Annotated in this window: 10 protein-coding genes and 1 pseudogene; 6 read left to right on the top strand and 5 right to left on the bottom strand. The window is 60.8% G+C overall.

The features are described from left to right. The 3 genes from NKJ28_RS32520 to NKJ28_RS32530 all read left to right on the top strand — a co-directional run. Window positions 1–809, top strand: an 809-nt coding sequence (locus NKJ28_RS32520) for a DMT family transporter (RefSeq protein ID WP_352638537.1), incomplete at its 5' end; no start/stop codon positions are given. A gap of 2 nt (window positions 810–811) precedes the next feature. Further along, window positions 812–1,603: an ATP12 family chaperone protein gene (locus NKJ28_RS32525; protein WP_352638538.1), complete on the top strand. Its 792-nt coding sequence runs from the start codon at window positions 812–814 to the stop codon at window positions 1,601–1,603. Window positions 1,604–1,788: 185 nt separating this feature from the next. Next, on the top strand, window positions 1,789–3,675 hold the full coding sequence (locus NKJ28_RS32530) for an MFS transporter (protein ID WP_352638540.1): 1,887 nt from the start codon (window positions 1,789–1,791) through the stop codon (window positions 3,673–3,675). Window positions 3,676–3,759: 84 nt separating this feature from the next. Here the strand turns inward: NKJ28_RS32530 and NKJ28_RS32535 are convergent, their stop codons facing one another. Next, a complete protein-coding gene (locus NKJ28_RS32535; protein ID WP_352568581.1) occupies window positions 3,760–3,954 on the bottom strand; it encodes a DUF2735 domain-containing protein in 195 nt (64 codons plus the stop codon). 317 nt (window positions 3,955–4,271) lie between these two features. On the opposite strand from NKJ28_RS32535, the gene NKJ28_RS32540 reads away from it, so the two are divergent. After that, on the top strand, window positions 4,272–5,312 hold the full coding sequence (locus tag NKJ28_RS32540; RefSeq protein ID WP_023675116.1) for a glutamine synthetase beta-grasp domain-containing protein: 1,041 nt from the start codon (window positions 4,272–4,274) through the stop codon (window positions 5,310–5,312). Window positions 5,313–5,426: 114 nt separating this feature from the next. Here NKJ28_RS32540 and glnA read toward each other — a convergent pair whose 3' ends face one another. Next, window positions 5,427–6,836 (bottom strand): type I glutamate--ammonia ligase, encoded by a 1,410-nt coding sequence (gene glnA, locus NKJ28_RS32545; protein WP_352457514.1) that lies wholly within the window; start codon window positions 6,834–6,836, stop codon window positions 5,427–5,429. 54 nt (window positions 6,837–6,890) lie between these two features. Further along, complete coding sequence (locus NKJ28_RS32550; protein WP_019857988.1) at window positions 6,891–7,229, bottom strand: P-II family nitrogen regulator; 339 nt, start codon at window positions 7,227–7,229, stop codon at window positions 6,891–6,893. A 354-nt stretch (window positions 7,230–7,583) separates the two neighbouring features. Here NKJ28_RS32550 and NKJ28_RS32555 point away from each other — a divergent pair, with 354 nt between their 5' ends. Next, window positions 7,584–9,113 (top strand): NAD(P)H-hydrate dehydratase, encoded by a 1,530-nt coding sequence (locus tag NKJ28_RS32555; RefSeq protein ID WP_352638541.1) that lies wholly within the window; start codon window positions 7,584–7,586, stop codon window positions 9,111–9,113. After that, window positions 9,110–11,113 carry a hypothetical protein gene (locus NKJ28_RS32560; RefSeq protein ID WP_352568584.1) on the top strand — a complete coding sequence of 668 codons (2,004 nt, stop codon included), beginning with the start codon at window positions 9,110–9,112 and terminating at the stop codon, window positions 11,111–11,113. Before NKJ28_RS32555 ends, NKJ28_RS32560 begins: the two co-directional genes overlap by 4 nt. 44 nt (window positions 11,114–11,157) lie before the next feature. Here the strand turns inward: NKJ28_RS32560 and NKJ28_RS32565 are convergent, their stop codons facing one another. Both NKJ28_RS32565 and NKJ28_RS32570 read right to left on the bottom strand, forming a co-directional pair. Then, entirely contained in the window at window positions 11,158–12,228 is a 1,071-nt protein-coding gene (locus NKJ28_RS32565) for a M48 family metallopeptidase (RefSeq protein ID WP_352638542.1), read from the bottom strand. 7 nt (window positions 12,229–12,235) lie between these two features. Then, window positions 12,236–12,712, bottom strand: a pseudogene (locus NKJ28_RS32570) (carboxyl transferase domain-containing protein); the annotation flags it as partial. Between the last annotated feature and the right edge of the window lie 73 nt (window positions 12,713–12,785).

Genomic DNA, 12,785 nt, shown 5'->3' on the forward strand with positions numbered 1-12,785 from the left:
TCTCGTATGCCGGCTACGACCCTGTTTTCCTGTCCATCGCCCGCTCGGCGATCGGCGGCCTGTGTGTTTTCGGCTGGTGCCGCTGGCGCGGCATTGCGCTGTTCACGCCCGACAAAACCCTCGTCGCTGGCATTCTGGCGGGTGCGCTTTTTGGTCTCGAGTTCCTGTTTCTCTACGTCGGACTCGAGCACACGACGGTTGTGCGCAATACCTTGCTGGTCAACACCATGCCGTTCTGGATGCTGGTCGGCGGTCATTTCCTGCTGGGCGAAAGCATCACGGCACGCAAGCTCGTTGGTCTTCTGCTCGCTTTCGCCGGACTGATCGCGGTGTTTTCCGATAAACTGAGCGCCAATGGCGGCGCAACATTGGGCGGCGATTTGCTCAGTCTCGGTGCCGGCATTCTGTGGGCCGTGACCAATATCGTCATCAAGCGGTCGAAGCTGGTGACGGCCAGCGCCGAAAAGCTGCTGCTCTATCAGCTGGCCGGGGCCGCCGTCGTCGGCATTTTGGTGATGCCTTTTGCCGGGCCGCCCGTCCGCAACTTTACCGTCTTGCCAACCTTGGCTCTGCTGTTCCAGGCCGTCTACGTTGTCGCCTTCACCTATGTGCTGTGGTTCTGGCTGCTGCGGCGCTACCCTGCATCTGGACTGTCGAGCTTCACCTTCCTGTCGCCGGTGTTTGGTGTGCTGTGCGGCGCCGTGTTCTTGAACGAGCCGCTGACCGTTCGTATCTTCCTGGCACTCGGCCTCATCGCCGCCGGTCTCATCATCGTCAACCGGCCGGCCCGAAAACAAAGTCCCGGATGAGCATGCGCGATATATTGAACGACCTCGAAGCTGGAAAGCAGCTCTCTGATCCGGACCCGGTGCGTCGCGCCCAGATCCAGATGAAGACGCAACTGCCGAAGCGCTTCTACAAGACCGTCGCGGTAGCACCGGTCGAAGACGGTTTTGCCGTCCATCTCGATGGCAAGCCCGTCCGCACGCCGGCAAAGGCGCTGCTGGCGCTGCCGACCGAAAAGGCGGCTGCTCTCGTCGCCGAGGAGTTCGCCGCACAGGAGGAGACCATCAACCCGGTGACGATGCCGGTGATGCGTCTGGTCAATACGGCAATCGATGGCGTCGCCAGTGATCCTCAGGCCGTGCTGGAGGACATCCTGCGCTTTGCCTCGTCCGATCTGCTCTGCTACCGCGCCGATGCGCCCCACGGACTCGTCGACCGGCAGAACGAGCATTGGGATCCCGTCATCGACTGGGTGCACAGCGCGCTCGGCGCCCGGTTCCATCTCGCCGAAGGCGTGATCCATGTCGAACAGCCGCGCGAGAGTATCGCGCTGCTTGGCCAGCATCTTGCCCAACGTGCCGATCCGCTGCGCCTTGCCGCCATCCACGTCATGACGTCGCTGACCGGATCGGCGCTGCTGGCGCTGGCTGTCGATTTCGGCGAGCTCGACGGCGAGGCGGCCTGGGCTGCCGGTCATGTCGACGAGGACTGGCAGGCCGAGCAATGGGGCCATGATGCCGAGGCCGTCGCGCGCCGCGCTGCCCGCAAGCGCGACATGATGGCGGCAGTCGGACTGCTCGACGCTCTCAAAGGCTGACGGCACTACCTGCGATTTCGCACTGCACATTAGACCAAAGTCATAATCCCAAAGGCGGTCTGCCTCTGGGCACTGCTTTCTGTCATTTTTTGCACCGATGGCCGCACTGAGTCTGCGTTGCGAGGAAACGCGGACGATGACGTGCAGCATCGAGGACTGACGGAATCACACGGGAGGATACGCTCATGGCAATGGCATCGACCGCCGGCAAAACAAGCCGCGGCATGACGCGCGAGGAGAAGAAGGTCATCTTTGCTTCCTCGCTCGGCACCATTTTCGAATGGTACGATTTCTATCTCTACGGTGCATTGGCGGCCGCGATCGGCACCGCATTCTTCAACTCCTATCCGGAAACAACGAGAAATATCTTCGTGCTTCTGGCGTTTGCCGCAGGCTTCATCGTTCGCCCGCTTGGTGCCCTGGTGTTCGGCCGCATCGGCGATCTCGTCGGCCGCAAGTACACATTTCTTGTCACCATCATGATCATGGGTCTGTCGACCTTCCTCGTCGGCGTGCTTCCCGGCTCCGCCAGTTGGGGCATTGCCGCGCCGATCATGCTGATTGCGCTCCGTCTGCTCCAGGGTCTGGCGCTTGGCGGCGAATATGGCGGCGCCGCGACCTACGTCGCCGAGCACGCTCCAGATGACCGCCGTGGCTTCTACACCTCATGGATCCAGACCACCGCAACGCTCGGCCTGTTCCTGTCGCTGATCGTGATTCTGATTGTGCAGAATTCCCTCAGCAAGGAAGATTTCACAGCTTGGGGCTGGCGCATTCCGTTCCTGGTTTCCGCGGTCCTGCTCGCCATCTCGGTCTGGATTCGCCTGTCACTTGCCGAGTCTCCGACCTTCCAGCGTATGAAGGCAGAGGGCAAAGGCTCCAAGGCACCCCTGTCCGAAGCCTTCGGCCAGTGGAAAAACGCCAAGATCGCATTGCTGGCGCTGCTTGGCCTTACCGCTGGCCAGGCCGTGGTCTGGTACAACGGCCAGTTCTACGCGCTGTTCTTCCTGCAGAACGTGCTCAAGGTCGATCCGCAGTCGGTCAATATCATGATCGCGATCGCGCTGGCGCTTGGCACCATCTTCTTCGTCGTATTCGGCTGGCTCTCCGACAAGATCGGCCGCAAACCGATCATCATGGCGGGTTTGGCGCTGGCGATCGTCACCACCTTTCCACTGTTCAAGGCACTGACCCGCGCCGCTAATCCCACTCTAGCTACCGCGCAGGAAAATGTTCGAGCAACCGTCACCGCCGCACCGGGCGACTGCAGTTTCCAATTCAATCTTACCGGAACATGGAAATTCACCAGCTCGTGCGATGTTGCCACGGCATTCCTTGCGAAGAGTTCCGTGCCATACGATGTGGTCACGACAGCCGCGCCCGGAACTGCTGCAACGGTCAAGATCGGCAACGAAACGGCTGAAGCCTATGACGCGGTCTCGGCTGGCGACCAGTTGAAGGCCAAGGACACAGCCTTCGGCAAGGCAATCAATATCGCCTTACAGGATGGAGGTTATCCTCTAAAGCGTGCGGCATCGAAAGTGGCCGACCAGAAGCTCGACGCTTTTGTGGCTGCCAATCCCGAGCTTAAACTCGATGCCACCGCGATTCGTGCCGGCGAAAAAACGACCGTCCCGACAGACAAGGCAGTCGCTGACAAGATCCTGACCAAGGAAGAAGCGGCTGGCGCAACCGAGGTGACAGTCTACAACATTCCCGCGTCCGGCGCTTTTGCCATGTTCGCGGATCCGGCACAGATCAACTGGCCGCTGACCATCGGCATCCTGTTCATCCTGGTTCTGTACGTGACCATGGTTTACGGGCCGATCGCTGCGATCCTGGTCGAGATGTTCCCGACCCGCATCCGCTACACCGGCATGTCGCTGCCTTATCATATTGGCAATGGCTGGTTTGGCGGTTTACTGCCGGTGACCGTCTTCGCGCTGAGCGCGGCTAAGGGCAACATCTATTACGGCCTCTGGTATCCGGTCGCCGTTGCAGCGATGTCGCTGATCATTGGCATGATCTTCGTCAGGGATACCCTCGGAACAGACCTGCACACCAAGCAGTAGCCGACCTGTCCCGGCTCAAGCAAAGCCCGGCGCGAGCGATCGCGCCGGGCTTTGCCAATTTATCAAATACGCGGACGGAGAAGCCTAGCTCTTCCGATCCTGTTTCGCTTCCTCGATCGCTGCCTCATGATACCAGGCACTTCCGAAATCCGTGCGGTTGCGCAAAGAAGCAAGTTCTGCCGCGAACTTAGCCTTTCCGCTTAAATTTGAGGCAGACACGCGCGCTGCCACCGGGAACATCAGGATTTTGGCCGACTGACGAGTGGAAGTGATTTCCATTGTCGGTTTCCTTTCTTCGACAGAACCTAGCCGATTCAACCTTTCCCCAAGATAGGTTCAGCAATCGAATTAGGCAATATGATTATAAAAAGATCACTAGTTGCACATTATTTATGCAAACTATGCTTGTGAGTGATCCCAGCGCACCTTGCAGCGGCCCGGCAATTTTGCGCCGATGCGACCTCACTTTGCCGCACCCGTCGCCGGCGAGAATGGCACACGAATTGCTTTTTGATAATCCGGCAGGTCGGCTGCTGGATAGGCCGGCCTGCTCCGGCGCCATCCAGGGTTCGGTGATCAAGCAACGAGAGGCTAGAATGACGAAATACAAGCTCGAGTACATTTGGCTCGATGGATACACCCCGGTTCCCAATCTTCGCGGAAAGACGCAGATCAAGGACTATGCCGAGTTTCCGACGCTCGACCAGCTTCCGCTGTGGGGCTTCGACGGTTCTTCGACCATGCAGGCCGAGGGCCACAGCTCCGATTGCGTTCTGAAGCCGGTCGCCGTCTACCCGGATCCGGCCCGCACCAATGGCGCGCTCGTTATGTGCGAGGTCATGATGCCCGATGGCGTGACGCCGCATGCCTCCAATAAGCGCGCCACCATCCTCGACGACGAGGGCGCCTGGTTCGGCTTCGAGCAGGAGTATTTCTTCTACAAGGACGGCCGCCCGCTCGGCTTCCCCGAGAGCGGCTATCCGGCGCCGCAAGGCCCGTACTATACCGGCGTCGGCTACAGCAATGTCGGCTCAGTCGCCAGGCAGATCGTCGAGGAGCATCTCGACCTTTGCCTTGCCGCCGGCATCAACCATGAAGGCATCAACGCCGAGGTGGCCAAAGGCCAGTGGGAATTCCAGATCTTCGGCAAGGGCTCCAAGAAGGCCGCCGACCAGATGTGGATGGCGCGCTATTTGTTGCAGCGCCTGACCGAGAAGTACGGCATCGATATCGAATATCACTGCAAGCCGCTCGGCGACACCGATTGGAACGGCTCCGGCATGCATGCCAACTTCTCGACCGCCTATATGCGCGAAGTCGGCGGCAAGGGCTATTTCGAGGCGCTGATGGCAGCCTTCGACAAAAACCTGATGGATCACATCGCCGTCTATGGGCCGGACAACGACAAGCGTTTGACCGGCAAGCACGAGACCGCGCCCTGGAACAGGTTCAGCTACGGCATCGCCGACCGCGGCGCCTCGATCCGCGTGCCGCATTCCTTTATCAATAACGGCTACAAGGGCTATCTCGAGGATCGCCGCCCGAACTCGCAGGGTGACCCCTACCAGATCGCCTCGCAGATATTGAAGACGATCGCCTCCGTCCCGACCAGCGCCGAGGTGTCGGCCGCGGCTTGAGCATTCGTCCCGGCGTAGACCTCAGGTCTGCGCCGTGACTTTCTCTCCGATCGCATCGCAATAAAAAACCCCGGCGTCTCCTCCGGGGTTTTTTGTTGGCTGCAACGATCTGGATCAGACCGAATAGTACATATCGTATTCGACCGGATGCGGCGTCATTTCGAAGCGCATCACCTCGGCCATCTTGAGCTCGATATAGCTGTCGATCTGGTCGTCGTCGAATACGCCGCCGGCCTTCAGGAAGCCGCGGTCCTTGTCGAGGCTCTGCAGGGCTTCGCGCAGCGAGCCGCAGACGGTCGGGATCTTCTTCAATTCCTTCGGCGGCAGGTCGTAGAGATCCTTGTCCATCGGCTGTCCCGGGTGGATCTTGTTTTTGATGCCGTCGAGGCCGGCCATCAGCATGGCGGCAAAGGCGAGATAGGGGTTGGCACCCGGATCGGGGAAGCGGACCTCGACGCGCTTGGATTTCGGCGACGAGCCGAACGGAATGCGGCACGAGGCCGAGCGGTTGCGGGCCGAATAGGCGAGCAGCACCGGCGCTTCATAGCCCGGCACCAGGCGCTTGTAGGAGTTGGTGAGCGGGTTGGTGAAGGCGTTAATCGCCTTGGCATGCTTGATGATGCCACCGATGTAGAATAGGCAGCTCTCGGACAGGCCGGCATATTCGTTGCCGGCGAAAGTCGGCTTGCCTTCCTTCCAGATCGACTGGTGGACGTGCATGCCCGAGCCATTGTCGCCGAACACCGGCTTCGGCATGAAAGTGGCCGTCTTGCCATAGGCGTTGGCGACCTGGTGCACGACATATTTGTAGATCAGCATCTTGTCGGCGTTGCGGACCAGCGTGTCGAACTTGATGCCGAGCTCGTGCTGGGCGGCGGCCACTTCGTGATGGTGCTTTTCAACGCGCACGCCCATCTCGGCGAGCACGGTGAGCATTTCCGAGCGCATGTCCTGCGCCGAATCGACCGGCGGCACCGGGAAATAACCGCCCTTGATGCGCGGCCGGTGACCGAGGTTGCCGGTCTCATAGTCGGTATCGTCATTGGACGGCAGTTCGGTCGAATCCAGCCTGAAGCCGGTGTTGTAGGGGTCGGCCTTGTACTTGACATCGTCGAACACGAAGAACTCGGCTTCCGGGCCGACGAAGATCTGGTCGCCGATGCCTTCGGCCTTCATGTAGGCCTCGGCTTTCTTGGCGGTACCGCGCGGATCGCGGTTGTAGGATTCCCCCGAGATCGGATCGAGAATGTCGCACAGGATGACCATGGTCGACTGCGCGAAGAACGGGTCCATATGCACCGTATCGGAATCCGGCATCAGCACCATGTCGGACTCGTTGATCGCCTTCCAGCCAGCGATCGAGGAACCATCGAACATGACGCCATCGGCAAACATGTCTTCCTCGACCTCGACGACATCCATCGTAACGTGCTGCAGTTTGCCCTTCGGATCGGTGAAGCGCAGATCGACGAACTTAACGTCGTTGTCCTTGATCTGCTTCATGATGTCTTTGGCTGTCGTCATGTCCCTGCTTCCCTATGTGATGACGTTTTGAACATGGCCTTTTAACGGGAAAATTCAGACGGCGTCCATGCCGGTTTCGCCGGTGCGGATGCGCACCACTTCCTCGATGTTCGAGACGAAGATCTTGCCGTCGCCGATACGGCCAGTCTGGGCCGCCTTGCGGATGGCTTCGATCGCTGCTTCGACCGCATCGTCGCCGAGCACGACTTCGATTTTCACCTTCGGCAGGAAGTCGACGACATATTCGGCGCCGCGATAAAGCTCGGTATGGCCCTTCTGGCGGCCAAAGCCCTTGGCCTCGGTAACGGTGATACCTTGCAGGCCGGCCTCCTGAAGCGCTTCCTTCACTTCGTCTAGCTTGAACGGCTTGATGATCGCTTCGATCTTTTTCATGTAAAAAGTGGCCTCCACTGCCAAAAAAGACGGGTTGTGAGCCCCGCTTGCGCCTCAATCAAGCACGAACTGTGCCAATTGATGGGGTGCCGAACGGGCTCACATGATTTGGATACCATGCTACGCGGGAATGTACATTCGCGTCATTCCCTGCGCCATGAACGCCGCGAGCCTACACACCGCCGGTCCCGTCGTCCGCACAAAAAATGGGCAGATCGGATATTTCATGGGCAGCTGCGCGCCGTCGTCCCGAACGATGTGCGCCGCCAAATTGCTTGGCGACCTTCGTTGTTTGCGTCGGATCAAAAACTGGACAATGCTTGGGAAAATGATGTGCATGTCGCCTGATATTCCATGAGCAATGAACTTCTGTCTCCGTCCGAAATGGCCGAGGCCGACCGGCTGGCGATTGCCGCTGGTCCATTCGACGGCATCGGCCTGATGCGCAATGCCGGTGCTGCGGTTGCTGCCGTGGTACTCAAGCGCTACCCGAACGCAACGCGCGTCCACGTGCTTTGCGGCCCCGGCAACAATGGCGGCGACGGCTATGTCGTGGCGCGCATCCTTCGGGAGAGCGCCGTCGACGTCTCGGTATGGGCGTCCGGATCGCCTAAAGGAGGCAGCGATGCAGCACTCGCTGCCTCGGAGTGTCCGGTTGAAGCTCGGCCGCTGTCGGATTTCGTTGCCGAGACGGGCTCGATCGTGGTCGATGCGCTTTACGGGGCGGGGCTGTCCAAGCCGCTATCCGGCGACCCCGCCAAGGCGATCGACAATGTGGCGGAGTTGAATTCGCCGGTCGTCGCGGTCGACCTGCCGTCGGGCGTCTCCGGTGAGAGCGGCAATGTCCTCGGTCAGGCTTTCCACGCCCGAATCACCGTGACCTTTGCGCGAAAAAAGCCAGGCCATCTTTTGTTGCCGGGGCGCGAGCTGTGCGGCGAAATCGTGCTCGCTGATATCGGCATAAGCGACAGTGTTGTTGCGCAGCTTGAACCACGAACATTCGAGAACATTCCGGCGCTCTGGCTTGGCCGCTTTCCGGTTCCGGCCGTCGACGCCCATAAGTATAAACGCGGCCATGTCGGCGTCTTTTCCGGAGGGCCGTCGGCGACGGGTGCTGCGCGGCTGTCGGCGCTTGCCGCGGCAAGGAGCGGGGCAGGGGCAGTCACCATGCTGTCGCCGGCGAACGCCATCCATGTGAACGCGGCGCATCTGACCTCGATCATGCTGCGCAAGGTAGACACTGTCGCGGATGTGGACGAATTCGTCGGCAGTCGCCGACCATCGGCCTTCGTGCTCGGCCCGGGATTTGGCATTGGTGAGAAGACGCGCGAATTCGCCCTGGCCGTGGTGAATGGCGCCCATGGGCAGGGCGGCGGGATTGAGGGCTTGGTGCTCGACGCCGACGGCGTCACATCGTTTCGCGACGCGCCGGATGCCCTGTTCGAAGCCGCCAGCCGGCCGAGCGCGCCGGCTCTGGTGATGACGCCGCATGACGGCGAATTCGCCAGGCTTTTTTCAGATATCGCCGGGGACAAGGACCTGTCCAAACTCGCTAAGGCACGCGCCGCAGCCGAACGGGCCAACGCCATTCTCGTCTACAAGGGTGCCGACACTGTGATTGCGGCCCCCGATGGCCGGGCAGCGATCAACGGCAATGGCGCGCCTTGGCTGGCCACCGCCGGTTCGGGCGACGTGCTGTCAGGTATCATCGCCGCGCTGCTGGCGCAGGGCATGCCGGCCTTTGAAGCGGCCTGTGCGGCAGTCTGGATCCATGCCGAGGCCGGCAGCCGTTTCGGACCGGGGCTGATCGCCGAGGACCTGCCGCCGGCGCTAGTGCCGGTCCTGCGCGAGCTTATCGAAAGTCGCGGGATAGCTGCCGAATGAACCGCATGTTCACGCTGCTCGTTGCGATCGTCAGCGCCGTATTCATGGCGCAGGCTGCGAACGCCGAAACTCCGCTGACGATCGTCGACGACCCGGCCGTTCTCGCCGCCCTCGACAGCAACGGTTACGGGTTCGCCGGCATTTTCGGCGTCGATGGCAAGGGCGATTTGAAGACGCTTTATGACAAGGCTCCGGCCTATCACGCGATTGTCGAAACGATTGCAAGCGACGTCGCAGCATTGCGGGCCGAGATGAAGGCCGGCGGTCGGCCGCTCTACGAGGTGACCGACGGCAATGTTGGCCGTGTCATGGACATGCGCTGGCTGAGGACCGATGCCGCGCGCTTCCGCCTCGTCGGCATCGTCAACCGGCTCGACCGGCGCGACTTCGCCGCGTTGCAAGGCGACACGAGTTGCGGCGAAGTGCGCTTCATCTATCGCCTCGCCTACAGCTTCAAGAAGAACGGCAAGGTTTTGGCCTCGCGCCTGCCATTCAATTTCAGTGCCGTCTACGATGCCGCGCCGGATGCCGACGGCGGTTGTGTCGGCGTCGCCGGACGCTGGGCACCACAAGTCGACGAGAGCGTCGATGCCGGCTGGCTGACCGGTGGGCCGCTGGAAAGGACGGCGCTCACCTTCAAGCAGCTCGAGCTCAATGGGCAAGTGGTGCGCTTCCCCTCCGGCCAGGAGACCGAATTCGGCGGGCAGGCTGCCTATCTCATGCGAATTTTCGGCATGGACGGAGCGGCTGCCAGCGAAAAGCCGCTGGAAAACACGCCCGATACGGCACGTCTCGCCGAAGACGCTGCGCTGAAAGCAAGACTTGCCGACTATGTCCGCACCAATGTCGCGGCGGTCGATCTCGGCGTCTACCAGATTCCCGAGGAATTCCTGGCAAGGAAGGTCATCTCTTGGTCGACCTTCGGCAGTGCGAGGCAGGCCAACCACCTGTTCACGCCACTGTTCCAGTCCGCGGATTTCGCTGGTGTCGATTTCTCTGCAATGAAGCTGGTGCGCACGCCGGAGGCACTGGTCGAGCGGCTGGACAACGGCGCCTGCCAGGGCTGCCATCAGGCGGGCTCGACCGCCGGCTTCCATTTCATCGGCCTCGACGACAAGACGACCTCGCCGCTCAACCGCATCGAGGTCGGCATCTCCCCGCATCTCCACGCCGACATCCCGCGCCGCGTCGCCTGGCTGCGCGCGACTGCCGACGGCAAGGAACCGAACCGCTTTCGCCCGTTATCGTTCGCGCCGCCGGCGACCTGGAACGATGCCGGCGAAATCGCCTATTCGCCGGCCGAGATGGCGATGCCGTGCCTGATGCCGGCGGATGCGGCCCGCTTCGGCGCGACCTGGCAATGCGGCGCCGGCACCGTCTGCACGCCGCTGGCGACCTCGTCCGGCGTACGCACCAAGCTGGCGCAATGCCTGTTGCCCAAGCACAGCGAAGACATGTTTTCCGGCCACCCCTGTTTAACGGGATCCATCGCCAGTAACCCGGCACAGCCTTTCAATGACCGGTATACCATCACCGGTCAGTTCGCGGCGTTCGCGCCAAGCATTTCGCGCGCCGCCTACACCTGCCGACCGCCGAAGATCGGTGTGCCGGCGGGTATCGCCTATCGCGGCTGCGACGACCGGGATCGCAGCTTTGCCGCCTTCAAGACGGGCAAGCCGATGCCGAACGAGATTTGCGGACTGGTCGGCGGCAAGAAATTCGACACCTGCGTGGCGACCAATAACTTCGACCAGTGCCTCGGCGGCGCCGTCAATCGCGGTAATCGTCCCGCCTGTTCGGCCGACCATTTCTGCCGCGAGGATTACATGTGCCAGTCGCTGCCGCCCGATACACCCAGTATCGGCAAAGTGAAGGGCATCGGCTTCTGCTCGCCGACTTATTTTATCTTCCAGATGCGCATCGACAATCACGCCACGCCATGGTCGGGCGCTGTCCGCGCGACGAGGGGGGCCGGGTTCGGAGCGGCGGAAGCGGAATAGCCTGCGCCGACTGCGCATTAGCCGCTATAGTTTCAGGTGGATAGCTATCGATCGAGATAGTCGGCGATCTTCGATGTCCATTCGCCGTCGAAATGGCGGACATGTTCGGCGACGATCTCATCGCTCAGCAGGCTCGACAAGACGGAAACCAGAACTGGTTCTATCTCTGGAGCCGAGCTAAATCCAAGAGCAGTCAAACGTTCGGACCAGGGCGGATGATCCGCGCTTTCCTTATCTGGCGCGTCCCAGGCCTTTTGCGCATATTCTTGCAGGATGGGAAGCCTCGACAGGTGACTGGCGGCCGCCAGAACTCTTTCAAGTGGTGGACGAGGCGGTACCATGGTGCCAAGCAGTTCACGTTTAAGCGGAATATACACTTGGTCATCGAAGAACGCACTGGCAGCACCGATCAGCAGCAGGGCGCGCGCCGTTTCATATGCATCGCCGGACATCGCTGCATGACGATCTGCGTCAATTTCCGCCCGCCGCGACAACCGTATTTCTTCGCGCTCCAGCGTGCGCGACAGCGGGCCAAGCATCCAGTAGAACAGGCTGCCCGAAACGGTTTTTCCCGGTGGGGCGAAGTCGAAGATTAGATCGAAGCTCTTTTCGAGTTCGGCCAGGTTGAGCCCGCCATTTGTATCTTTATTTTTCAGATGGGCGTCCTCATGGGCCAAGATCGCCGCAAACCCCTTTTGGTCGGTCGCTGCGAGCAGCGGCAGGCCCACGGTGAGAATTGCCCTGCGACCAAGCAGGCCCAGAAACGGCCGCTCTTCACCGATACTGGCGTTGAGATCGTCGCTCAGGATGATGCTCGTGCGGCTGGCGCGGTGTTTGCCGGCAATACTCTCCCAGACGGCCCACAATTTCGGGGCTGATTCCCGAGTAATCCCGTCCACCTTGCTGGGTCGAAAACCGGCGAACAATGTCCCGATCAACAGAACGATGGCCAGCATCGCGGCCGGGATTGCAACAACGCCAGTCGCGATGACAGCGAGCGGATAGCAATCGAGGAACCAGAACCACAGGAGTATTGGGCAAAACAGCGGCATGGCGAAGAGCAGGATGGCAAACCTGCCGAAACGCGCTCCTACATAGAGGACCAGGCGCGACATCAACCCCTCACAGCGGAATGTTGTCGTGCTTCTTCCAGGGGTTTTGCATATCCTTGTTGCGCAGCATCCTGAGCGCGCGGGCGATGCGGCGGCGGGTCGAATGCGGCATGATCACCTCGTCGACATAGCCACGCTCGGCGGCAACGAAGGGAGACAGGAAGCGATCCTCGTAAGCTTTTGTATGTGCCGCGATCTTTTCCGCGTCGCCGATGTCCTTGCGGTAGATGATCTCGACCGCGCCCCTGGCGCCCATCACCGCAATCTGCGCCGTTGGCCAGGCATAGTTCATGTCACCGCGCAAATGCTTTGACGCCATGACGTCATAGGCGCCGCCATAGGCCTTTCTGGTGATGACGGTGATCTTTGGCACCGTCGCTTCGGCATAGGCGAACAGAAGCTTGGCGCCGTGCTTGATCAACCCACCATATTCCTGCGCGGTGCCGGGGCGGAAACCCCCCAACTACGAGAATGTTACTACCGGGATAGACAAAAACTCACCGAAACAACATCAACCAGCCCCCATGGCGGGGGGTATCGAATAGAGAACGCCCGACCCA

This window comes from Mesorhizobium sp. M0145 (genome assembly GCF_040322355.1).
Lineage (GTDB): Bacteria > Pseudomonadota > Alphaproteobacteria > Rhizobiales > Rhizobiaceae > Mesorhizobium.

Coding starts and splice junctions, on each gene's coding strand:
- NKJ28_RS32525 (WP_352638538.1), top strand. CDS start 812: ATGCGCGATATATTGAACGACCTCGAAGCTGGAAAGCAGCTCTCTGAT.
- NKJ28_RS32530 (WP_352638540.1), top strand. CDS start 1,789: ATGGCAATGGCATCGACCGCCGGCAAAACAAGCCGCGGCATGACGCGC.
- NKJ28_RS32535 (WP_352568581.1), bottom strand. CDS start 3,954: ATGGAAATCACTTCCACTCGTCAGTCGGCCAAAATCCTGATGTTCCCG.
- NKJ28_RS32540 (WP_023675116.1), top strand. CDS start 4,272: ATGACGAAATACAAGCTCGAGTACATTTGGCTCGATGGATACACCCCG.
- glnA (WP_352457514.1), bottom strand. CDS start 6,836: ATGACGACAGCCAAAGACATCATGAAGCAGATCAAGGACAACGACGTT.
- NKJ28_RS32550 (WP_019857988.1), bottom strand. CDS start 7,229: ATGAAAAAGATCGAAGCGATCATCAAGCCGTTCAAGCTAGACGAAGTG.
- NKJ28_RS32555 (WP_352638541.1), top strand. CDS start 7,584: ATGAGCAATGAACTTCTGTCTCCGTCCGAAATGGCCGAGGCCGACCGG.
- NKJ28_RS32560 (WP_352568584.1), top strand. CDS start 9,110: ATGAACCGCATGTTCACGCTGCTCGTTGCGATCGTCAGCGCCGTATTC.
- NKJ28_RS32565 (WP_352638542.1), bottom strand. CDS start 12,228: ATGTCGCGCCTGGTCCTCTATGTAGGAGCGCGTTTCGGCAGGTTTGCC.